This window comes from Paenibacillus barcinonensis (genome assembly GCF_003217495.1).
GTDB classification, from domain to species: domain Bacteria; phylum Bacillota; class Bacilli; order Paenibacillales; family Paenibacillaceae; genus Paenibacillus; species Paenibacillus barcinonensis.
Map to the genome: position 1 here is coordinate 104,886 of NZ_QJSW01000014.1, position 23,231 is coordinate 128,116.

Here is a 23,231-nt window from a genome sequence, read left to right on the forward strand (position 1 = left end):
GATGATGAAAATTCGGAATGAAATTAATCTACAAGATACCTTATAGAGCAGACTTGTGTATTCGTCTCTCTATGGGGTATTTTTTTTGAACACGTATTTCTATCCAGGATATGGTCACTTGTAATAAGGTCCCATTTGTTTGTCAGAGAAATGAAATGGCGATTGGATGTCCTTCATCCACATATTGCCTTTAATGATGAGGAGATACACAGCGATGGCAAAGTATGCAAATCCGATGATCCAGTCGGTGGTGCTTGCCAGCTTGTGCTCTATGATGTAATACAGATACCATCCCCCGATTGGGAAATGGAGAACCAGCACGGCGAACAGGCCGGGATTATACCATGTTTTGGCTTTGATGTTGGCGAATATGCCATGCCAGATAAACTGGAAAAAGCCCATAAAGATTGGGGCCAGTGCCAGCCAAATGAGGGTTGGGAAAAAGACGGGTAGAAGATAAAAAACATAGGCGATGATCAGATTAATGACCATGGCCGACTGCGGATTCAGAGGATAATGCTTGGGTTGAGCACTTTTGAATATAACAATGTTGAATAAACCGCCAAAATAGCCAGGCCAGCGATACTCTTCAAATTGATGCACCAGAATAGCAATGAAGCTAAGCCACAAGATCATGCTCAGTTCGGACATGGAATGATAATTCAGAACCATGCCGATTGCCGTTACCGCAGCCACCAGCATCCCCAGATCAGGCCAGTATTTACGCATCATATTCATGAGTAATCTCTCCTCACATCTTCTTGTTTGAAAAATAACGCTCCAGCAGCAGATCAATTTGTCGTTCCACAGGCTTCACTTCGATGCCAGAGCCCGCCTCAAGAGTCTGTTTCATTAGTGCTGGCATGAACACGGCACCAAAGACCTGCATCACCATCATCATTAGAATGTCTTGATCCTGTTCATGGGTCAGCTCCTTGAGCAGACTTTTGATCTTGTCAAATCCGATAACCCGCATAAACTCCCCGTACTCCTGCTGTGACGCAAATAAGTTGGCTCCCATGGTAATCACTCGCGACAACAGTTCAGGATACTGCTCTATTCCTTGTACATAATGCAGCAGAAAACGCTTCAAGCGCTGCTCAGGTGGCAGAGAAAGGTCATCCAGTACCTCAAAAGATTCCTGAAAACCCGATAGCAGGATTCGTATTACTTCGCTAATCAGCTTATCCTTGGAGCCGAAGTAATAATTCACCAGTGCTACGTTTGTATTCGAACGTTGAGCAATGCCGCGGATGGTGATCTTCTCGAATCCTTCCTGTTTGATCATCTCAAGCGCAGTTTGAAGAATGATTCCTTTGGTTTCATTGTTCTTGTCCAAAGCTTCTTGCTCCCTCCTTTTTGTTTTAAAACAATGTTTAAAACGTCGTTTAATTCATCTTAACACCACATGTGTCTGAATTCAACAATCTATTTTCCAGCATATGGGGTAACATCTATCATGGAATTTGACCTGACAGAATAAAAATGCGAGGCTTGAAGCATTGTAATGGGGTTATTTTCCTTCTAAAGCTTTGCGTAATTGACATTTATAAAGAAAGTATTAACTTTACAGAATCTTTCGGATTCTTCGCTACACTTTAGGCATGGGAGGATGGAAGCGCAATGACAGACAAGGATAACATACTGCTGGTAGAGGATGACCCGGAAATAGCTCGTATTCTGCTGGATCATCTGCGCCGTGAAGGGTATGCAGTAACCTGGGCATCAAGTGGACTTGAGAGCTGGGAGGACTTCAGGAAGGGGGGAGTATCAGCTTGTTCTGCTTGATCTGATGCTGCCGGAGATGGATGGATTTACCGTATGTAAACATGTCAGGTTAATCAGTGATGTTCCCGTATTAATCATGAGTGCACGTCATCAGGAGGAAAGCAAACTGAAGGGGCTCGGCCTGGGTGCGGATGATTATATCACGAAACCCTTCAGCCTTGCTGAGCTTACAGCGCGGATAGAAGCCCACCTGAGCAGATATCGCAGATATCAGGGGAGTCAATCCGGTTCTTCATCCAGTTCTGTTCTCCAGAAATACAATGACGGATTGTCCATCCACCCGTTGAATCAGCAGGTGATGCTGAATGGTACCGAGCTGCAGCTGACGGGAAAAGAAGGAGCGCTGCTTATGCTGCTGGCTTCGCATCAAGGCCGGGCATTCACGAAAACGGAAATTTATGAACATGTGTGGGGCCAGCCGGCAGAGGGAAGCTCAAGCACAGTCACTGTACACGTGAAAAGTCTGCGGGCAAAGCTGGGAGATGAGCCTCATCAGCCGCTCTGGATTCAAACGGTATGGGGCAGTGGCTACCGCTTTATTGGGGAGCGGATTGAATGAAGCTGAAATATTGGCTGATGCTTGCGTTCCTGATTGTCATGCTACTGCCTGTGGCTGCGGGCTGGGCATTGTTTTCCTTGTATAGCTATTACGAAAATCAACGTGCAGTAGCTGAATACGTGGAGTTATCCGGACGTTTTGCTCCTATAGAGAAGGCGCTGGATCATCCAAAGCTGTACCAGCTGCATTCTCCTGAGCATCATCCAATTCTCCCTGAGCTTGCCAGTGAACAGGTGAGTTTCAATCTGTATCTGCCCTCTGGCATTCGGGTGTACAGTTCTGGCGGGAATACCTGGTCATCAGGCGGATACACGGTGAGAAGCTCTGAATTATACCGGAACCTGTACAACCTGCAGATTCGTCACCGTACATTTTCGCTGAAGAAGCCGGTCTGGAATCATGGAGAACTGGCGGGCATTTATGAGATAACGATGCTGCGTCAGGATTGGCTTGAAGGCATATCGAATCGAACAACCTGGGTTGTCAGCGGAGCGGCATTATTCTTTGTACTGTTGTATGGGACGGTGCTGTGGCTGCTATCCCGGAAGCTTTTCTCCCCCATGAGAGTTTTGATGGACAGGATGCATGCGTTTGCCCGTGGAGAAAAACAGGATGGTGTACGGGCAAACATTCGGAACGATGAGATGGGTACCCTTCTACAGCAGTTCGATGCGATGCAGCAAACGGTCAGGCAGACTCAGGCGGAGGTGGAGAAGCAGCAAAAAGAAAAGGAGATGATTGTAGCGTCTCTGTCTCATGACCTGAAAACACCGTTGATGTCCATCAGTGCTTATGCGGAGGCCATCAGCATGGACTCCCGTTCGGAACGATTGGAGAGGCAAGGGTATAGAGATGTTATTGCGAGAAATGTGGAACGCATGAAACAGATGATCGGTGAGCTTGAGATGTATACAGCGCTTGGCTCCAGTGATTCGGAACTCGCTATGGTTGAGGTGGAAGGGGAAGAGTTTTTCGAGATGCTGCTGGGTAGTTACGAAGGACTTGGGGAACGTGATCATTACAACATGCTGGTGTCTGTACGCACGAAGCATCTCTACCGGATTCATCCTGAATCTTTAATGCGCCTGACCGATAACCTGGTGCATAATGCACTTCGTTATACTCCTTCCGAAGGTAGAATTGGACTCGCCGTAATTGATTCAGTGGAGGAACTTCCCGAATGGATGAATCCAATACTCAGAGCGGAGCTTGATCCTTACAGAACCGGGGCAACGATCATGGTTGTCCAGAATGAAGGTGCTGCAATTCCGCCAGAGCAGCTGGAGCGAATTTTCGAGCCGTATGTTCAATATCACAAGCAGGAGAGGCACGGCTTTGCAGGAGGCTCCGGCTTGGGATTAAGCATAGCCAGAAGGATTGCATTAAAGCACGGAGGGGATATGCGCATGTGGTCTTCGGAACAATACGGGACTGCGGCTGTGTGCCGATTGCCGGAACTGTAATGATACACAGAAATTAAAGAAGGAAGGATGATCGTTTATGATGAACAAAGGGTGGAAGCTGCTCGGAGCTGCCTTGATTGCCACTTCACTGTTAGCAGGGTGTTCGGAAAAGGAGGTGCTCGGCATGTCAGGGGATGACATGATTGAGAAGATTATTACGGCCGAGTCGGAGCCGGCCTCCTACTATGCGGAAGGTCTTTTGAAGATGTGGACGGATGGTGAAATCACGAATACGGTAAAGGTGAAGGAATGGGTAAACGGGAATACAGGACAGAAGCGGATTGAGACAGAGGAAGATGGAAATGTAAGTTATGCGGTTCATAACGGATCAGAGATTCTGATCTATGAGCAAGAGGCCAAGACCGCTTTTTCAATGGACTCCTCATCACTTCAGCAAGAGCCTAACCAAACCCAAAAGCAAATGCTGGTGGATCAACTGGAACGGATGCGTGATTCCCACAACGTGAAGATGCTGGGCCAGGAAACGCTAGAAGGTCATGAGGTAATCCACATTGAACTAACACCCAAGGATGAGAAATCGCTGTCGATGTCGTCCGAATATTGGATAGACCCCAAGAAGTGGATGGTTATTAAAGCGACCACTACGCACGGGGATAACAAATCGGAGGTACTGTATGACCTAATTGATTACAATCCTAAATTCACGGCCAAGACGTTTACGCTAGACCTCCCTGCAGACGTTGAGATCAAAAAGATGAATGATGTGATGAATAACAAGGAGATCACGCTGGAAGAAGCAGAGAAAGCGGTGGGTCAGCCGTTCCTGCAATATGCGGGGAAGGATCTGGAATTGTCGAGAATTGAGATGACCTCGTCCATAGGTGAACATAGCCGGGATGAGGTGACGTTATATTATGTGAAGGATAACAAGCCCGAGATCAGTATAACCGTATTCCAGGCACCTAAGGAAAATGTAGATGAAAAGCTGCTGCCAGAGGAAAAGAAAGTAACCATCCGTGATACGGAAGGCTCGTACATGTCCATAATTCGCAATTTGTCATGGAGCGAGGCAGGTCTGCGATATTCGATTATGGGGGAAAATGATGCCTGGACGATCGAAAAGCTTCAAGCATGGGCAGAGAAACTGAGGTTGCCTGATCCGTCTTGATGCGCAAGTATGTGGATACCATCGACTTAATTAGGCTGTCTTCCAATCTCCATTCCTTAGTGAGAGTGAAAATTCACGATTGCCATACGGAAAGCATATCTTTATAAGATAAATTCGTTCTGGCTGGAAAAGAAAAGGAAAAAAGGAGACATAAGTCCATGGCTGTTTTATCTACGGGGCCCATTGAAAATAATATTGTCCCGGGAAGCGGACGTCCAACCCGCAGAATTACGGTAAGACTGGATAATCGTAATACAACCAGTATTTATACAGTGCTGGTTCAAGGGTATTCTTTGGCAGGCGTACGTACCTTATATGTTGAAGAGCTGTTCAATGTTCTGCCCAATCAGGTAATAACCAAAGATTTTTATGCGGATCTGGACGGGTTTGAATTTGTGTTTACGATGGGTGATGCGGCCGTGGACGAAGTTCAGATTTCAGTCTGGGGTAAAGACCAGAATGGAGCACTGGTTACTGCCCATCGTCTCGTATCCGATGAATTACTTGGAGCAGAAAGTGCTATTTCAGGTATAACTGGAGCCACAGGTGCGACAGGCGTGACTGGGGCAACCGGAGTTACTGGCGACACAGGGGCGGTAGGTGATACAGGAGCCACGGGTGTCACTGGAGCCACGGGAACAGCGGGAACGTCAGGAGCCGCCGGAGTAACGGGTGTGACAGGTGCAACAGGAGCCATTGGTGTCACTGGAGCCACGGGAACAGCGGGAACGTCAGGAGCCACCGGAGTAACGGGTGTGACAGGGGCCACAGGTGATACAGGAGCCACGGGTGTCACTGGAGCCACGGGAACAGCGGGAACGTCAGGAGCCACCGGAGTAACGGGTGTGACAGGGGCGACAGGTGATACAGGAGCCACGGGTGTCACTGGAGCCACGGGAACAGCGGGAACGTCAGGAGCCACCGGAGCAACGGGTGTGACAGGTGATACGGGAGCAACTGGGGTCACTGGAGCCACGGGAACAGCGGGAACGTCAGGAGCCACCGGAGCAACAGGTGCGACAGGTGATACGGGAGCCACCGGAGTAACGGGTGTGACAGGGGCGATAGGCGATACGGGAGCCACGGGTGTTACTGGAGCCACGGGAACAGCGGGAACGTCAGGAGCCACCGGAGTAACGGGTGTGACAGGGGCGACAGGTGCAACAGGAGCCATTGGTGTCACTGGAGCCACGGGAACAGCGGGAACGTCAGGAGCCGCCGGAGTAACGGGTGTGACAGGGGCGACAGGTGCAACAGGAGCCATTGGTGTCACTGGAGCCACGGGAACAGCGGGAACGTCAGGAGCCACCGGAGTAACGGGTGTGACAGGGGCGACAGGTGCAACAGGAGTCATTGGTGTCACTGGAGCCACGGGAACAGCGGGAACGTCAGGAGCCACCGGAGTAACGGGTGTGACAGGGGCGACAGGTGCAACAGGAGCCATTGGTGTCACTGGAGCCACGGGAACAGCGGGAACGTCAGGAGCCGCCGGAGTAACGGGTGTGACAGGGGCGACAGGTGCAACAGGAGCCATTGGTGTCACTGGAGCCACGGGAACAACAGGAACGTCAGGAGCCACCGGAGCAACAGGTGCGACAGGTGATACGGGAGCCACCGGAGTAACGGGTGTGACAGGGGCGACAGGTGCAACAGGAGTCATTGGTGTCACTGGAGCCACGGGAACAGCGGGAACGTCAGGAGCCACCGGAGCAACAGGTGATACGGGAGCCACTGGAGTAACGGGTGTGACAGGGGCGATAGGCGATACGGGAGCCACGGGTGTCACTGGAGCAACAGGTTCTACAGCAGCTTCTGCTCCGGCGAATTCTTCTTTGTTTGCTGACAGCCAGACATCATCATTAGCTCTTTCGTTAGTGGCTGAAACGACAATTCAGACACTCAATGTACCTGTCGTGACGGGTCAGAGGGTCAAAATCGACAATAGTACGCAAGTCGCAGTTGTTGTAGGGTCTAACTGGACCGTCGCTTATAACATTAACCTGAGAGTGAACGGAGTTTTAATTAACCAATTGCAGCTCTCCAGAACGGGTAACTCTTCAGGTACCCTGAGGTTTCTTTCTTCCAACACTTATGTGGATACTGCAACTGCCACAACTACCAACGTATATACAATAAGCATAGTATTTCTTGCAACCACAAGCGTCACCAGCGCTTCAGCGGAAGTGAGAAATATCAATGCTATTGCCTTCAGTTAAAGTTAACGTCCGGTTATATGAAACACGTCACTTTTGTTGACATATCCAATACTGTACATTACTCTATTCTTATAGATGTTTCGTCAATTCAGCATTCCATATTTTAATAAAATTTAATGATATGTCAGCGAATGATAACGAGCGGGAGAGACCTGAGCGGCCTGTACATAATGTACAGGCCGGGTTCAGGCACCGAAGGAGCAAGCTGCTGTGCACCCGGCATAACAGTTAATCTCTCAGGTAAATGTACCATCGTTGGACGCAGCTCTGGAGAGTGCGCAGAAGAAGCGCCACCCAAGGGGTATATGATTGCTCAGCCCGGTGAACATACTTGTACTGAAATGTACTTGAGCTTGTTCTTCTTGACGCTGTGATCATGAAACTCTCAGGTATCAAGGACAGAGAGAGGGCTAACGGCCTTCTCCTGTCCTTTTTTAATGTCATCATTCAGTAAATCAGGGATATTATGGCGAGCTTGTCTGGATAACGATGACGAAATCAATTGGAGGGTTACAACGTGCGATTTAAAGATGTTTTTTCAATTATAGGTCCGTCGATGACGGGACCATCGAGTTCACATACAGCAGGCGCTGCAAGGCTGGGGCGCATCGCCCGTCAGTGGCTGGGATGCACACCGGAACGTGCGCGCCTTACACTGTACGGCTCTTTTGCAGATACGTACCAGGGACACGGGACCGACCTGGCGCTCATTGGCGGCCTGCTCGATTATGTTACGGATGATCCGCGGATACCGGATGCAGAGCGATATGCAGCCGAAGCGGGCATGGAGGTTGAATTTTACACGAGCGGTCTGCCTGCTCCCCATCCTAACACGGTTAAGATTGAACTTTGGCATGGTGAACGGCAATGCTCATTAATGGGGGCTTCCATCGGGGGCGGCAGTGTGTCCGTGCATGCGCTGAATGATTTTCGAGTGCAGATCAGTGGGGAATTTCCGACTTTAGTGTTACGGCATGCGGATAAAGCAGGTGTGCTGGCCTCGGTCACCTCAACGATTAGCTCTTCTGGAGTGAACATCGGGTATATGCAGGTGGATCGAAAGGCGCGTGATGGAGAGGCGCTGACGGCGATGGAGATGGATGCTCCTCCGAGTGAAGAGGTTCTGAACAAGCTGCGTTCGCTGGATCATGTGCTGGACATTCGTGTCATTGATCTGAAGAGAGGGGTTGACCCGAATGCGATTTAAGCATTTGCATGAATTAAACGCAATCTGCACCGCCGAGTCCAAAACCATTGCACAGCTGATGATTGAGGAGCAGGTACAAGAGACGAACACCCCCGAAGCGGATGTGGTGAAGCAGATGTCGGAGTATTACCAGGTGATGAAGGAAGCGGTGCGCAAGGGGCTGACTGAGGATACAACCTCGCGTAGCGGACTGACGGGTGGAGACGGGAAAAAGATGGCCCAATACATTCGCCAAGGGGAAGCCTGCTCTGGCGACGCTTCTGCTCTTGCCATGGCTTATGCACTGTGTGTATCTGAAGTGAATGCTTCTATGGGGCGTATCGTAGCTACACCAACGGCAGGCTCCTGCGGTATTATTCCGGGTGTATTCATCAGTTCGCAGGAACGTTTTGGCTGGACGGATGAGCATCTGGTGAATGGGCTGTTCTGTGCTGGTGCGATTGGATATGTTATTGCGAACAACTCATTTATCTCAGGTGCAGAGGGTGGCTGTCAGGCCGAGGTTGGGTCTGCAATCGGTATGGCTGCGGGTGCGATGGTGGAGCTGCGTGGCGGCACGCCGGAGCAGGTCGTGCATGCTGTCGGACTGGCTTTGAAAAATACGCTGGGCCTCATCTGTGATCCGGTGGCTGGCCTGGTAGAGATTCCGTGCATCGTGCGTAACGGACTTGGCGCTGTTACTGCGCTGGCTGCGGCAGATATGGCTCTGGCAGGTGTGCGCAGCGCCATTCCTTCTGACGAAGTGATCGATGTTATGCTGGAGGTAGGCAGTGCGATGCCTAGTCGTCATCGTGAGACGGCGCAAGGCGGGCTGGCCCAGACCCCAACAGGCCGTAAAATGATGGAGAAGCTGGCGAAGCCCAAAGCCAAGCGGGCAGAGCCGGAAGACAAATCCGAAATCACAGGAGCGGATGCTGAGATGTATACGGAGGCGGGTTCTCCCCAAGGGAAACAGGCAGAGTAGCGATAAATACATTACGGAACAATAAGACAACACTGGAAAAAGCAAGACAAAGAAAGCGTCCATCCAGCTGCATTCAGGCTGTGAAGGACGCTTTTTATATTTACTGTCTGCATCGTTTGTCAATCTGTAGTGTCAGCTGAACATATTTATCCCAGTCAGGCGCTGAATCGGGTTAAAGCTTAGTTCCCCACCAGTTCCGTACGCATAACGGCATATCCATAGGCGGGAAGCTCAACAGCAAGCACACTATTTTCCAGAGCCGTACGGTGATTGCGTTCAAACAGCTCGGTCCAAGGCTGGTCGCCTGCCTCAAGCTCAACAATGGCGGTTTCCTCCGAGCGGTTGAACAGCACCAGAATGCTTTCGGTATCACTCTTGCGCTCCATGACAAGCTGACTGCCGCCTGCACGAGCTTGCAGAAAGCGAACCGTGCCTTCGGCTCGCAATGCCGGATGTGCATGACGCAGGGCGATCAGCTTCTGATAAAAGCTCAGCAATTCCCGGTCCTGCTTCGCTTCATCCCACTCCATGCATTTGCGGCATCCCGGATCATGATCACCGTCCAAACCTATCTCGTCACCATAATAGATGCATGGTGCTCCCATATAACTGAATTGGAACAGCGCAGCCAGCTTCATCTTCCGATGATCTCCCTCACAGAGAGTGAGCAGGCGCGGGGTGTCATGACTGTCCAGCAGATTGAAGGCGACCTCGCTTGCCTGAAGGGCATAACGGGACAGCTGGCGTCCGATCGCATGGGCGAATTGTTCGGCATGCATCCGATGTTGCACGAAGAAACCATTGACCGCATCAGTAAACGGATAATTCATCGAGGCATCAAACTGGTCGCCCTGCAGCCAGGAGGAGGACTCGTTCCATATCTCTCCCAGAATGTACGCATCCGGGTTTGCAGCCTTAACAACGCGGCGGAAATCACGCCAGAAAGCATTGTCCACCTCATCAGCTACATCCAGACGCCAGCCGTCTGTGCCGACTTCCTTGATCCAGTATTCAGCTACTTCTAGCAGATAGGCCTTCACATCCGGGTGTTCAGTATTCAGCTTGGGCATATGTGCTTCAAAGCCAAACGTCTCATAGGTTGGAATCCCGTCCTTCACGTTCAGCGGAAACTCGTGAATATGAAACCAGTCTTTATACTTGGATGCCGCACCGTGCTTCTGCACGTCGAGGAATGGGGCAAACGTTTTGCCGGAATGATTAAATACCGCATCCAGCAGCACTCGAATCCCGCGTTCATGACAGAGCTTGACCAGACGTTTCACTGTATCTGCATCGCCAAAATGACGATCCACGCGCAGATAGTCCTCGGTATCGTATTTATGATTGGTGGTTGCCTCGAAGATCGGAGTGAAATAGATTGCGTTGATCCCCAGTTCGGTAAGGTAATCCAGGTGGTCAATCACTCCTTGAAGGTCGCCGCCAAAAAAATTAAACGGTGTAGGTTCACCGCCCCACGGCTCAACTTTATCGGGATTAAGCGCAGGGTTTCCATTCGCAAACCGCTCTGGGAAAATTTGATAAAACACCGCATCCTTCACCCACGCAGGGGGTGTAAATACAGCCCCTGGATGAATATAAGGGAACTGGAACATTCGGCCCGGATCATCCGGCTCTTCTCTCTGAAAGTCTGTTTCGGTCATCCAGATCTGTTCCTCTCCATTTTTGAGCAGGAAAGCGTACTTCAATCGACGATACGGAGGTTTCACTTCCCCCTCGTAGTAATCAAACATGGAATCGGACGTGAATTTGGTCAGCGGCACCATATCCCGTGTTTCCTCCCAGGCATATTTATCCCCGGTCAGGGCATACACCTCGGTCAAGTCATTCTTCTTGGCACGCAGCCGCAGGTGAATAGTATCCTGGTCGTAGGCATAGGCCCAGTTCCGTTTCGGTTGGTGAAAGATGGCTTCGAGCAGCATGTGAAATTCCTCCCGTCAGATCTGTATAGGATATGCAGATGCAAGTGTGGTATATGTAATTCTTCTTAGACTATTGTAAAGCTGAATGATTCCGTTAATATTACGTCAATCCAGATTGCGTTATAATAACCGAGAAGGCAGGACATCTGTTGTGAAGTAGTCCCGCAAATATAGCAATCCGCTCAGATATATCATTAACCCAAAGGGGAACGAAAGGAAACGAGTACATAGATGAAAAACAAATTGTTATATATCGAAGACGATATAGAAATTGCAGCGTGGGTAAGAGAGGATCTGGAGGATCGGGGGTATGAGGTCATGTGGCTGGGAAGTGGAGAGGGTGCGCTTGAGGCGGCGGCTGGCTGTTCTCTGGTGATACTGGACGTCATGCTGCCGGGGCTGGACGGATTTACAGTAGGTCAGCGATTGAAAAAGGAATATCCGGCTGTGCCCATCGTCATGCTCTCGGCCAGAACGTCGATTGATGACAAGCTGTACGGGCTTGATTTTGCCGACGACTATGTGACCAAGCCCTTTCATCCAGACGAGCTTGCTGCTCGAATTGAGGTACAGCTCCGCAAGGCAGGTGCGGCGGTATCCAGTGATAACGTCTTGAAGCTGGACCATCTGGCAATCTATGAGCAGGATAACCGGATCGTTAACGAGCAGACGGGAGAAGAGGTCATTCTATCGGGCAAACAGTTTCATATTTTCGCGTATTTGCTCCGGCATATGGGCATGATTCGTACCAAAGAGCAGATCTATGAGGCGGTATGGAACGAATCCTATCTGGATGGAGACAAGACACTAATGGTGCATATCCGGCATCTGCGGGAGAAGCTGGAGCTTGATCCGGCGAACCCGGTTATTATTCAAACGGTGCGCGGAGTGGGATACCGGGTGAAGAAGCCATGATGGGCTGGTTCCGGGAACGAAAAGCAAAGAGAGCTGAGCGCCATACAATATCACAGCCGCCCAATCGGCCCAAAATGAAGTTCGGGCGATCTCTGATGTCGAGATATATTTTGCTTATTCTGGCGGCGGTATTATTCGTACCTGTCATCGTGCCGCTTACGTTTATTGGCTACGTGGTGTTCACCAACAATGCAATTTCAAGCGAAGCAGCACCCTATGGGGATGCTACAGAAATGACGAACATGTGGCTGCGCGAATCTAAAAAGCTGAACGGAGCATCCGATCAAGCCATAGATACACAGATGAGAGAGATACAGAAGAAGTACCCCCGATCAGCCATGTACCATGTCAATGCAGAAGGTAGAACGTTGCTTGTGCTCGCGGGTGAGGAAGCGAAGGTGAAATATAATTCTGCGCCATCGGATACTACAATTCAGTGGACAGTGAAGTCAGGGGAGATCAAGGAAACGCGCATTCCTGCCGTGTGGACAGCCAACTACGCGATACAGTTCATGAAAAAAGCGTTATATCGTGATCCGCTTACTGTTGTTTCTTATATAGGGGGAGGGAACGAGGACAAGGGGCAGGGCTTTATGGTCCTCGAGGTGAATCGAAAGATGCTCGAAAGAACCCAAAACAACGGACTGCGTGAATTTATATATCTCGCTATTGTAATGGTTGTTGTTTTTGTTATTTTCATCTTGTTGTCTGTTCTTTTTTTCGCCAAAATCCGCAAGCGGCTTGTTCATCTTCAAATGGCCATGGTAGCACCGGGTACAGAGGGAATTCCAAATCCCGTGCATATCCGCAGATCGGATGAGATCGGGCATCTGGAGGAATCCTTTAATCAGATGGTGTATCGGTTAACGGACAGCCTCCAGCGGGAGCGGGAGGAGGAGCAGCTTCGCAAACGGCTGGTTGCCGGGCTCTCTCACGACCTGCGCACCCCCCTGACGGTGATTCGTGGTCATATGCATGCATTGCACAAAGAAACGCTTAGTGAGCAGGGGATTCATGCACTCAATCGTATGGAAAGCAAGATGCAGGACCTCAGTGAGCTTATAGATAATATGCTGTCTTATAATCTGCTGACGAGTGGAAGATACACGCTGAAGCTGGAGCAGAAGGATGTGCTGCGTATGGTCAGGGAAGCTGCGGCGTCATGGTATCCCGTGTGGGAGAAAGAGCAGTTTGAGATTGATATTGATCTGCCGGAAGCTCCGTTAATGTGGGATGTGGACGAGCAGGGCATGAGGCGTGTGCTGGATAATCTGTTCCAAAATGTAGTTCGTCACGCCGCGAGTGGCAGATATATCCGCATCTCCACCGAGCAGCTTCAGGGTAAAACCGCCGTGGTTATCGAGGATCACGGTCCGGGAATACAGCCCGATTCGGGAACCAAGGGCACAGGGCTTGGTCTGTCGATCGTAGATTTGCTGATTCGGGAGATGGATCTGCGCAAACGGGTGGACAGCTCCGATGCGGGTGTCCGTACCTATCTTTACAGTAGTAAAGAAGGGTAGGCAGTTCTGAATATGGACGCAAGCCAATGCTGTGAGTTCGGATGGAGGTCGGGGTGTGCTCCTTTTTTAAACCAAATTTAAACTTGGACGTATGCTTGCCTTAACCTTGGAGGGTTACGATAGTTCCGAGGTGATAAACAGTGAGCGAAAATGTTATTCAAACCGCGAATTTATGGAAAACTTACAAGGACCGTGCAGCGGTCCGTGAGCTTGATCTGCATATTAAAAAGGGAGATATCTACGGCTTCCTCGGTCCGAATGGTGCCGGTAAAACAACAACCATTCGTATGCTGCTCGGCTTGATCAAGCCAAGCAAGGGGGTTATCCGGGTCTTTGACAAGGATATTCGCAAGGATCGCATGACTATTTTACGCCGTGTAGGTTCTCTTGTTGAATACCCTTCCTACTATGGACATCTGAACGCCGTGGAAAATCTCGAAGTGCTGCGCCGTATTATTGATGTGCCCAAGTCTAGAATTGACGAGGTGCTGTCTATTGTCGATCTGACCAAAGACGCCAAACGGGCGGTTAAAGGCTACTCTCTGGGGATGAAGCAGCGACTGGGTATTGCCAGTGCACTGCTGGGTGATCCCGAATTGCTCATACTGGATGAGCCGACCAACGGACTCGATCCGGCGGGCATTCAGGAAATTCGGGAGCTTATCAAGCATATGCCGCTGGAGCATGGCATTACCGTACTGGTCTCCAGTCACTTGCTGAGTGAGGTGGAACAGATGGCCAGCCGTGTTGGCATTATTCGTGATGGCAAAATGGTGCTGCAGGACACCATCGCAAGTCTGCACAGTCAAACTGGAAGCTCGATCAGACTTATGGTGTCCGAGCCGGAGGCTGCGATGAGGCTGGCTCGTGAACAGGGGCAATTCGGTCAGCAGCAAGGTACGGCGTTAACGTTCCCTTATATGGATAACAGTGCCGTTGCACTTCTGATTCGCCGCCTGATTGAGCAGGATCATGACATCTATCGGGTGGAGGAGCATCGTCAGTCTCTGGAGGATCTGTTCCTGCGTGTTATTGGCGAGGGGGCTTCTGTATGACGGGGCGTGCATTATCGGCGGATTGGCTCAAGATACGTGGCAAAGGTATCTGGTTTCTCGTATTTCTGGCCCCGCTCGGATTAACGGCCATGCAGGCACTGAATTTCGGATTGCGGCTGGATGATTTGAAGCAGCAGTATGCGGACAATCTGTGGGGCGGCTTGCTGGGCAACGTGATTATTTTTGTACCGCTTGCTATCATGCTGGGCGCGACCATCCTCAGTTCTATGATTGCCGGAATTGAGCATGAGCAGGGCTCGTGGAAGCAATTGCTGGCGATGCCCATCTCAAGACCAGCCGTTTATCTGGCGAAGTTCCTGCTGGCCTGTCTACTGCTTATGATCTCTTGTCTGCTCCTGACTGCGGGTATCATTGGACTGGGCCTTGTGCTTGGCTTCGATGCCAGAGAGATACCGTGGGCACAGGCGCTAAAGCTCGGGCTGATGCCGCTGGCAGGGGCGCTCCCGGTATTGTCCATTGAATTATGGTTCACCCTGGTATCGAAAAATCAGGCGCTTCCAGTTACATTTGGCATTATTCTTGCCATTACAGGCATGTTCTCCTTGACCCTCTCTCCCAACTTTCCACTGGCTTGGGCTCAGATGGCGTGGAGCTCACCGAATCCGTACTTGTACGCGGGCATGGGCGCAGGTCTGGGCATTCTGATTATGCTGACGGGCATGATGCACTTCAGTAGAAAGGATGTGGCCTGACATGAGCTTTACGATGACATACTTTCGTATTCTTTCTGCTGAACGGTTGAAAATGGCCAAATCGCCTGTGTGGCTACTCGTACTGATCAGCCCCCTCATTTCCTTGCTAATCGGTCTGTTGTCCTCTACGAAGGATTGGAATGGTTTGATGTCAGTGATGGTTACGCTGCACGGTCTGCTGCTGCTTCCGATGCTGACAGGTGTCTTCACTTCGTTTGTATGCCGATTCGAGCATGCAGGGGGTGGCTGGAAACAGTTATTGGTTCTCCCGCTCACACGAGCAGGTGTATATTGGGGCAAATTCACCATTGTAATGACGCTGGTGGCAGGAACACAGCTGCTGCTTCTCGGTAGCATTTTGCTGACAGGCATGGTTCAGGGGATGGCAGGACCAGTGCCATGGGGATTCCTTCTGGGCCGATTATTCCTCGGGCTTGTAGCATGTGTACCACTGGCTGCATTGCAGATGTTTGTTTCTCTGATCTGGAGCAGCTTCGCCGCTCCACTGGCATTGAATTTTGCGCTGACCATTCCGAACATTCTGGTGGTGAACTCGGCTACGTACGGACCTTATTATCCATGGGCTCAGCCGATGATTCTGATGGTTCCGATCGAGGGAGCTGGATTTGGAGCATACAATGTTCCGCTAAGTACACTTTTGTCGGTTGTTGGGGGCAGTGCGGTACTGATTATTGCCATGGGCATGATCTATTTTTCCAAAAAGGAAGTATAAATAAATTCAATACCCTCTCTCGGGACTGCGGCATCGGTAATCGGTTGCCAGCGATCTCGGGAGATTTTTTAATTTAAGGGCTATCCGACCAATTCCATCTTTTTCATCCATTGTGGCTATGAATTTTATCATATGATATAGGTAAAATGAGACAAGAATCTGGTAAAATGAAAAAAGCTGTTTCTAGTGAGTCTTACATGGTTATTCGAGGGTAAGCCTGTTACAGCCAAGAGTGGCGCATATTGAAGTGAAGGTGAAGAAGATTTGGCTGAGAAAAGAGGGGTAGGCCTTTGGAATATAATAAAACGGAAACCCTGAAACGAATTATTTCTGAGGGAAGCTCTTACCGATCATTGTTTTTTAACCACCCGGATGCCATCTATGTCATGGACATTGAAGGGAACCATATGGATGCAAACCCTTCATTTGAACGGTTATCCGGCTACAAGATCGGAGAGCTTGCAGGGGTGAGTCGGGATCGCATCAGCCCGCCTGAAAGTGAGACACGACGAGAGCAATTCATTAAAAAGGTGCTGGCTGGAATTTCAGTCAGTGAGCCGATGGCGTTTTATCATAAAGACGGTTCTGTGAAGCATGCACAGGTTACCTATATACCCATCACCGAAGGTCAAGAGGTTGTCGGCATTTACGGCATAGCCAAGGATGTGACGGACAAGGTGAAAATCGAGCAGGAACTGCAGGAGACACAGGAGAAGTATCAGGTGCTGGCAGAACATGCACAAGACCTGATTACAACCTGTACCACGGACGGTACGTTGTTATATGTATCTCCTTCGGTGTATACGTTGCTTGGGTACGAGCCGGAGGAAGTTACGGGAAAATCGTTTAAGTCCTACTGTTATCCGGGAGATTATCCTGATCCGTTGGCGCTTTCGAGTATTGGAAATGGATGCAAGATGAGAGTGCTGCATAAGGATGGGCATTATATCTGGATGGAGACACTGGCGAAGCCGGTAGCCGGAGAGAAGGGCGAGGTGAATCAGATTGTCAGCATCAGCCGGGATATCACCCAGCATAAGGATGCAGACCGACGTCTTCGCGAAAGCCGCCAAAGATATAAGTCATTGTTCGAGTATAACCCCGCTGCAGTGTACTCTCTGAACCTCAAAGGGGAGTACAGTGCGGTGAACAGCAATATGGTGCGGATGCTTGATATCGCACGTCACAAGCTGATCGGACAATCGTTCTTGTTGAATCTGGACAAGAGTGAGATGAATAAAGGAGAGGCCTGCTTTGAGCTTGTGAAGCAGGGAGAGCCTCAATATTACGAGACTCGGGTTGTGAATTCAAGCGGCCGCAAGATTGAAGTGTCGGTAACCAATGTACCGATTATTGTAGATAAGGAAATGGTGGGTGTCTACGGCATAGTATCCGATATTACAGAGCGCAAGGAGTATACGGAGCGTATTCAGGAGCTGAGCAAGCAGCATGAGCTGATTCTGAACACGGTTACGGAGGGAATCTATGGCCTGGATGCAGATGGCATTACGATGTTTATGAATCCGGCAGCAGCTTCGATGTTTGGATATGAAGCCCATGAGTTTATTGGAAAAAGCTCACACCCCATTATTCATCACTCCCGTGCCGATGGAAGCTATTTCCCAAAAGAGGAATGTCCGATCCATATGACGGTGCTGGATGGGCATGCACGTTCAGTGACGGAGGATGTGTTCTGGCGTAAAGACGGCAGCAGCTTCCTTGTTCAATATCAGGTCACTCCGATCATTGATGAGGGACAGATTCGCGGTGCAGTTGTTGTATTCAATGACGTGACAGGAGAGCGTGAGATTGTTCGTGCCAAGGAGACAGCCGAGCTGGCTGCACAGGCGAAATCGGAATTCCTTTCACTTGTCAGTCATGAGATTCGGACACCGATGAACGGCATCGTGGGTATGACCGAGCTGCTGGTAGGCACCGATTTGTCTGAGGAGCAGCGCGAGTACGCACAGATCATTCAGGAGAGTGGCGATGCATTGCTGAACATTCTGAATGATATTCTTGACTTCAGTAAGCTGGAGTCTGGTAAAATGGCGCTGGCCTATGAGCCGTTCTCGCTGCGCAAGATGCTGGAGCAGGTTGCAGAGCTGTTCAAGCCGCGAGCAGATGAGAAACATCTGGAGATTCGTTTCCGTCTGAATCCAAGCATTCCTGACTACATGGCAGGGGATGCAATGCGAATTCGCCAGATCCTGGTGAACCTGGTTGGCAATGCGCTCAAGTTCACCGATCAGGGAAGTATTGATGTGACCGTGGATATGATCAAGGGCGGTAGACCAGAGGATACGGTGCTGGATTTTGCTGTGGAGGATACGGGCATCGGGATTCCTGCGGACAAGCTGGATCAGCTGTTCCAATCATTCTCCCAGCTGCATCCGGTCATTAACCGCAAGTATGGCGGTACAGGTCTGGGCCTGGTGATTTCCAAAAGACTTGTGGAGATTATGGGCGGAACGATCACTGTGGAGAGCACAGAGGGAGAAGGTTCTGTTTTCCGATTCGCCATTCCGGCCGCTCAGGTCGAAGCCTCTGGAGAGAAATCGGCAAGTGAGTTCTATCATGACCGTACACGTCAAAGTGACAAGGTCGCCATGCGCATTCTTGTGGCGGAGGACCATCCGGTCAATCGGAAGATTTTGCAGGAATATCTGGAGAAGCTGGGTTATCAGGCCGATGTGTGCACCAACGGTGTAGAAGCCATTGACGCCATCTCGCAGAATGCTTATGATATCGTACTGATGGATATTCATATGCCTGTAATGGATGGACTCAAGGCCACGAATCTATTACACCGACTGATTCCGGAGGATCGGATTCCACCGATTATCGCCGTAACGGGCAATACGAAACGCGAAGACAAGGAGGCTTGTCTGGAAATCGGTATGCGTGATTTTATCAGCAAGCCGGTAATGCTCAGTGAGTTGAAGCGTGTCCTGCAGCAATGGGGCCCTTCTGATGAACCGCGGCTTGCTCCGAATTGATAAGAGTAATAAAACAACCTCAGTATCCACTAACGGTGTTAGTGAATATTGAGGTTGTTTTTGGTGTGTGCCCCAAAAGGGCGATAGCTTGGATGTGAACCTACGCCAATCCCGGATAGCAGAAGGTTAATCAGAGATACATCCCAGGCGATTAGCCAGTTTCTTTTTCGGCATTCAGGCTGGAAGTGGAAGGAATCAGGCGATGGTCAGGCGGTTGATATTTCCCGATAAAATTTCACAGGAGCGATTAAACTTCTCATATTCCGCCCCATCGAGATTCAGTTCAATAATCTCCTGAATGCCGCCTTCGCCAATGATGGCTGGAACACCTGCACAGACATTGCGTTGTCCATACTCCCCCTCCAGAATCGCGGATACGGCAATGATCTTATGCTCATCGTTCAGGATGGAGCGTGTAATATGGGCGAGGGCATTACCAATGCCGAATTGCGTGGAGCCCTTGCGGGTAAAAATCTCCCAGCCGGCATCCTTTGTTTTTTTGGCGATATCCTCCAGATCGAGATGTTTGAAGCGCTCCTTGTGCTGCTCAAGAATGTGCAGGATGGGTTTTCCGCCGATCGTCACATGGGACCAGGCCACGAACTGGGACTCCCCGTGTTCCCCGAGTGCGTACCCGTGCACACTTCGTGGATCAATGGAGAATACCTCTGAGAGCAGTGTTTTAAGCCGTGAGGAGTCAATGGAGGTTCCGGTTCCAATCACACGTTCACGCGGCAGCCCGGATAATTTCCATACCATATACGTCACGATGTCCACAGGATTGGCGGCGATCACAAAGATACCATTGAAGCCACTGTCCATAATGGGAACCACGATATCTTTAGCAATGGATTCTGCTTCCTCCAGAACATCCAGTCTCGTCTGTCCCGGCTTCGGATTAGCCCCTGCGGTCATGATAATAACGTCCATGCTGCCGCAATCAGCATACGTGCCCGCGTACACCTTGGTTCGATTATGGGTGAAGTCCATGCAATGGGAAAAGTCCAGAGCCTGTGCAACAGCCCGGTCATACGTCCGATCAACCATCATAATTTCTCTGCAGATGGATTGATTAATCATTGAATATGCACAACTTGAACCGACAAGCCCCGCCCCGATCACCGCTACTTTACCTGATTTGCCTAACACTGCCTTCAGCCTCCGTTTACATTGGTTTTTATCCGTTACTTGATCATTATTATGTTAAGTATAGTCCTTTATTTTATGCTGATATTCAATTCTACGTTACATAAGATAACACAGGGAAAAGCAATACAGCAATGAATTCCTCTGTCGCGGGAGCGTGTTGGAGTGTTGAGGTTAACAATATTGACATCAAATACATGCACTGAAATTTAGACGGCATTTGCATAGCCCCTTTTCGACATGACAGCATTCCTGCAGTTTGTCGGATGAAGAGCTTTTTGTGCGAAATATATACCTGACAAAAGTTCTTACCAATCCGCAGAAATAGAACTAAACCGTCAAAGGGTTCTGCAGGTGAATTAACGAATACATACCGACATGCAAGAGAATTGCACGTATGGATGGCGGGAAATTCGATGAACCCAAGTCAATTCGTGTGAAAGAGAAAGGTCACCCGATCCGATGACAGTTCGTTGCAGGGAAGCAGGCCCAAACACTTCATTACGGGAGGGAATTATTGATGATTGAAGAAGCAGGAGCAACAACGGAAACGGCCAAGAGCCTGGGAATAGGCGCCAGCACTCTTCGTAAATATGCGGCAGCACTGGAGGAGCAGGGGTATCGCTTCGAACGGTCTGCGAATAAATCCAGATTATTCAAATCCGATGATATCGAGTGTATTGAACGTCTAATGACAGAGCTTAGAGAGCATAATCTGCCGCTGGTGGATGCGGTGGTCACTGTGCTGTCTCCGGCAGAAGGGAAGAAGGAGGGGGCATCTGAGCAAGTTCTGGGGGCAGGATCGGAGCAGGAGTGTGCAGCCGCCAGTGATCTGCCTCCTGTGGCAACACCTTCGCAGGGCTCGGTGTCGGAACCGTCAGCAACCATCTCGTCAGATATGTTAGCTCCGTCAGGATTGGATCAGCTTGCACAGCTTCGATCCTACGAAGGGCTCGGTCAGCTTGTAAGCGAAGTCACCTATGGTGCCGTAGAACCCAAACAGGACGATCGTATGCAACTGTTGCAGCATCGGGTAGATGAACTGGAGCTGACCCTTCAGCATCTTGCCGAAACCCATCTTGCGCTTCAGGAGCAGATGGAGAAGCAGCGCCAGTGGATGAACGACAAGCTGGAGGAGGAGCGGGATCGCGAGCTTGTGACCAATCTGCGCAGTTATCAGGGCAGGAAGCGAAAGTCCAAAATCTCCTCCCTTCGCATGTTATTTGGACTGCTGCCCAAAAAACATAAGGAAGCATAAGCAGGTAGAAGAAAACGGGTGTCAGGCACTATTCATTGTTCATCGTGATATTCCTTGCCCAGCCTGATATAATGGCTCCAATACAACATGAAGTCCAGCCCCTGATTCGTATACAAGTACAGAAAAGGGAACAGAGTTCGCAAGCTGGCGTGGGAGGCAATGTGGAGTTGCGTCGAGGCTGGCAAAGGTGGATTGGCCTATGGACAGACCGTCCTGGTCGTCAGGGAACGATAGTAGGAAACCGTTATGTGATACAGGAACTGCTTGGCATGGGGAGTTATGGGCTAACCTATCGGTGTACGGATATACAGACGGGAGGGGAAGTGGCTCTGAAGGAAGCGAAGCCGAGCAAGGGGAAGCTTGCTGTACGGCTGCTACATCGGGAAGCGGATGTGCTCAGGCATCTACAGCATCCCGCAATTCCCGAGCTGCTGCACACGTTCACAGTCCGAAGACGGTATTATATGGTGACCGAGGTTGTCCGTGGACAGACGCTGGAGCAGTTGATTTTTGAGCAGGAGCAGCAATATACAGAACGGGAATGTGTAGAGCTTGCCCTTCAGTTGCTGGCCCCGGTGGCCCATGTGCATTCACGGGGATACATTCACGGGGATGTACGGATTCCTAACGTTATTTTACGGGAGGGGCAGGTGCACCTGATCGACTTTGGCCTGGCAAGACGCTTGGGGGAGCCGTTGTTGCCGGAACTGAAACGTCGGATCAAGGATGTGCTTGAGCCCGAAGATGAGCAAGCTACACCGGATCAGGATTTGCAGGATATCGGTCATTTTCTGCTTTTTTTGTTATATTCATCGTATGAACCGCAGAAAGGCCATGAGCCAGCCAGCTGGCAGGAGGAGCTTCAGCTTACACCTGCTTTATTAGAGCTGTTGGAGCGGCTCCTCGGGTTGCGTCCCCCTTATGAGGGGGGAGCAGAAGAGCTGCAGTGCGAATTGGAGCGTTTGAGGCTGCTCCTGTAAGTGAGTGGTCACACAGAGGATTCAAGTGTGCTCCGGCATCATCATGGAGTGAAGCAGCGTGCTTGAAGGTGAACGGAGAGCACGTTGCGATCTGCTTGTGACACAGCCATGCACGATACGAAGTATGTGCGGTGATTATCAAAAGGAGTGTTCCGCTGACCGTATGTAGACGGTGCAGGGGACACTCCTTTGTTGTGTCTGAGTGTGAGTGACAGGACCACGAGCAGGAGATGTTTTTTTTTCATAGGAGCATGTCTTGATCTTGTTTAGCTGGAGCTGTACTTCCTGCTCTTGTAATAACCGGAACCGTGGCGCTGATCCCTGTATTTCATGTCTGAAGAGGAGTAGCGCCTGTAGGAACGTTTCCCGGAGGAGCTGCTGTATTTTTTGTAAGAGCGTCTATCTGAGGAGCTGTAGCGTTTATGGTGAGAAGAGGATTTGGAGTCCATAAGTTTGCCTATGATCTTCTTGAACATGAGTGTTCATCCTTTCGTCTTCAGCTGTTTTAGGCTAATACGCAGTTTGTCTTGGCGGGGTTTCGTGTTTTTGATGAGAAAAGAGTATTCATCCATGGGCAGCTTGGCGTATAATAGGATGCTTGCTTCATCCACTGAATTTTTTATTTTCAGCGTTTCGCGTTACA

The 23,231-nt window shown here is 50.1% G+C and carries 19 protein-coding genes and 2 riboswitches; of the genes, 15 read left to right on the forward strand and 4 right to left on the reverse strand.

Features of this window, described 5'->3' with window-relative positions; genetic code table 11:
- Positions 1–114 precede the first annotated feature (114 nt).
- Together DFQ00_RS19665 and DFQ00_RS19670 are read right to left on the reverse strand one after the other, a co-directional pair.
- A complete protein-coding gene (locus DFQ00_RS19665) occupies positions 115–738 on the reverse strand; it encodes an HXXEE domain-containing protein (RefSeq protein ID WP_110898182.1) in 624 nt (207 codons plus the stop codon).
- A 13-nt stretch (positions 739–751) separates the two neighbouring features.
- Positions 752–1,339, reverse strand: a complete 588-nt coding sequence (locus DFQ00_RS19670) for a TetR/AcrR family transcriptional regulator (RefSeq protein WP_279630423.1) — start codon at positions 1,337–1,339, stop codon at positions 752–754.
- Positions 1,340–1,623: 284 nt separating this feature from the next.
- Between DFQ00_RS19670 and DFQ00_RS30275 the strand changes: the two genes are divergently transcribed.
- The 7 genes from DFQ00_RS30275 to sdaAA all read left to right on the forward strand — a co-directional run bounded on the left by DFQ00_RS30275 (position 1,624) and on the right by sdaAA (position 9,326).
- On the forward strand, positions 1,624–1,788 hold the full coding sequence (locus DFQ00_RS30275; RefSeq protein WP_341866275.1) for a response regulator: 165 nt from the start codon (positions 1,624–1,626) through the stop codon (positions 1,786–1,788).
- A gap of 4 nt (positions 1,789–1,792) precedes the next feature.
- Positions 1,793–2,347, forward strand: a complete 555-nt coding sequence (locus DFQ00_RS19675) for a response regulator transcription factor (RefSeq protein WP_341866276.1) — start codon at positions 1,793–1,795, stop codon at positions 2,345–2,347.
- The gene (locus DFQ00_RS19680) at positions 2,344–3,810 is read left to right on the forward strand and encodes a sensor histidine kinase (protein ID WP_110898183.1); all 1,467 of its coding nucleotides are present in this window, start codon (positions 2,344–2,346) and stop codon (positions 3,808–3,810) included. The genes DFQ00_RS19675 and DFQ00_RS19680 overlap by 4 nt, the downstream gene beginning before the upstream one ends.
- Before the next feature lie 40 nt (positions 3,811–3,850).
- Complete coding sequence (locus DFQ00_RS19685; protein WP_208643804.1) at positions 3,851–4,939, forward strand: LolA family protein; 1,089 nt, start codon at positions 3,851–3,853, stop codon at positions 4,937–4,939.
- A 158-nt stretch (positions 4,940–5,097) separates the two neighbouring features.
- Positions 5,098–7,155 (forward strand): beta strand repeat-containing protein, encoded by a 2,058-nt coding sequence (locus tag DFQ00_RS19690; protein ID WP_110898185.1) that lies wholly within the window; start codon positions 5,098–5,100, stop codon positions 7,153–7,155.
- A gap of 132 nt (positions 7,156–7,287) precedes the next feature.
- Positions 7,288–7,416: riboswitch (glycine riboswitch) on the forward strand.
- 4 nt (positions 7,417–7,420) lie between these two features.
- Positions 7,421–7,559, forward strand: a riboswitch (glycine riboswitch).
- Positions 7,560–7,672: 113 nt separating this feature from the next.
- Positions 7,673–8,362: an L-serine ammonia-lyase, iron-sulfur-dependent subunit beta gene (gene sdaAB, locus DFQ00_RS19695; RefSeq protein WP_110898186.1), complete on the forward strand. Its 690-nt coding sequence runs from the start codon at positions 7,673–7,675 to the stop codon at positions 8,360–8,362.
- On the forward strand, positions 8,352–9,326 hold the full coding sequence (gene sdaAA / locus DFQ00_RS19700) for an L-serine ammonia-lyase, iron-sulfur-dependent, subunit alpha (protein ID WP_110898187.1): 975 nt from the start codon (positions 8,352–8,354) through the stop codon (positions 9,324–9,326). The genes sdaAB and sdaAA overlap by 11 nt, the downstream gene beginning before the upstream one ends.
- 179 nt (positions 9,327–9,505) lie before the next feature.
- On the opposite strand, the gene DFQ00_RS19705 is transcribed toward sdaAA, so the two are convergent.
- Positions 9,506–11,266, reverse strand: coding sequence for an alpha-glycosidase (locus tag DFQ00_RS19705; protein ID WP_110898188.1), 1,761 nt, complete (start codon positions 11,264–11,266; stop codon positions 9,506–9,508).
- A gap of 231 nt (positions 11,267–11,497) precedes the next feature.
- Here DFQ00_RS19705 and DFQ00_RS19710 point away from each other — a divergent pair, with 231 nt between their 5' ends.
- The 6 genes from DFQ00_RS19710 to DFQ00_RS19735 all read left to right on the forward strand — a co-directional run bounded on the left by DFQ00_RS19710 (position 11,498) and on the right by DFQ00_RS19735 (position 19,204).
- On the forward strand, positions 11,498–12,181 hold the full coding sequence (locus tag DFQ00_RS19710; RefSeq protein WP_110898189.1) for a response regulator transcription factor: 684 nt from the start codon (positions 11,498–11,500) through the stop codon (positions 12,179–12,181).
- The gene (locus tag DFQ00_RS19715) at positions 12,178–13,704 is read left to right on the forward strand and encodes a sensor histidine kinase (protein WP_110898190.1); all 1,527 of its coding nucleotides are present in this window, start codon (positions 12,178–12,180) and stop codon (positions 13,702–13,704) included. The genes DFQ00_RS19710 and DFQ00_RS19715 overlap by 4 nt, the downstream gene beginning before the upstream one ends.
- 140 nt (positions 13,705–13,844) lie before the next feature.
- Entirely contained in the window at positions 13,845–14,759 is a 915-nt protein-coding gene (locus DFQ00_RS19720) for an ABC transporter ATP-binding protein (RefSeq protein ID WP_110898191.1), read from the forward strand.
- Positions 14,756–15,472 carry an ABC transporter permease gene (locus DFQ00_RS19725; RefSeq protein WP_110898192.1) on the forward strand — a complete coding sequence of 239 codons (717 nt, stop codon included), beginning with the start codon at positions 14,756–14,758 and terminating at the stop codon, positions 15,470–15,472. Before DFQ00_RS19720 ends, DFQ00_RS19725 begins: the two co-directional genes overlap by 4 nt.
- 1 nt (position 15,473) lies before the next feature.
- Entirely contained in the window at positions 15,474–16,205 is a 732-nt protein-coding gene (locus DFQ00_RS19730) for an ABC transporter permease (protein WP_110898193.1), read from the forward strand.
- A gap of 290 nt (positions 16,206–16,495) precedes the next feature.
- A complete protein-coding gene (locus tag DFQ00_RS19735; protein ID WP_110898194.1) occupies positions 16,496–19,204 on the forward strand; it encodes a PAS domain-containing hybrid sensor histidine kinase/response regulator in 2,709 nt (902 codons plus the stop codon).
- A 195-nt stretch (positions 19,205–19,399) separates the two neighbouring features.
- On the opposite strand, the gene DFQ00_RS19740 is transcribed toward DFQ00_RS19735, so the two are convergent.
- Complete coding sequence (locus DFQ00_RS19740) at positions 19,400–20,353, reverse strand: L-lactate dehydrogenase (RefSeq protein ID WP_110898195.1); 954 nt, start codon at positions 20,351–20,353, stop codon at positions 19,400–19,402.
- 517 nt (positions 20,354–20,870) lie between these two features.
- On the opposite strand from DFQ00_RS19740, the gene DFQ00_RS19745 reads away from it, so the two are divergent.
- Positions 20,871–21,608, forward strand: a complete 738-nt coding sequence (locus tag DFQ00_RS19745; protein WP_110898196.1) for a class II glutamine amidotransferase domain-containing protein — start codon at positions 20,871–20,873, stop codon at positions 21,606–21,608.
- Positions 21,609–21,775: 167 nt separating this feature from the next.
- Positions 21,776–22,588, forward strand: a complete 813-nt coding sequence (locus DFQ00_RS19750; RefSeq protein ID WP_244213928.1) for a serine/threonine protein kinase — start codon at positions 21,776–21,778, stop codon at positions 22,586–22,588.
- Positions 22,589–23,231 lie beyond the last annotated feature (643 nt).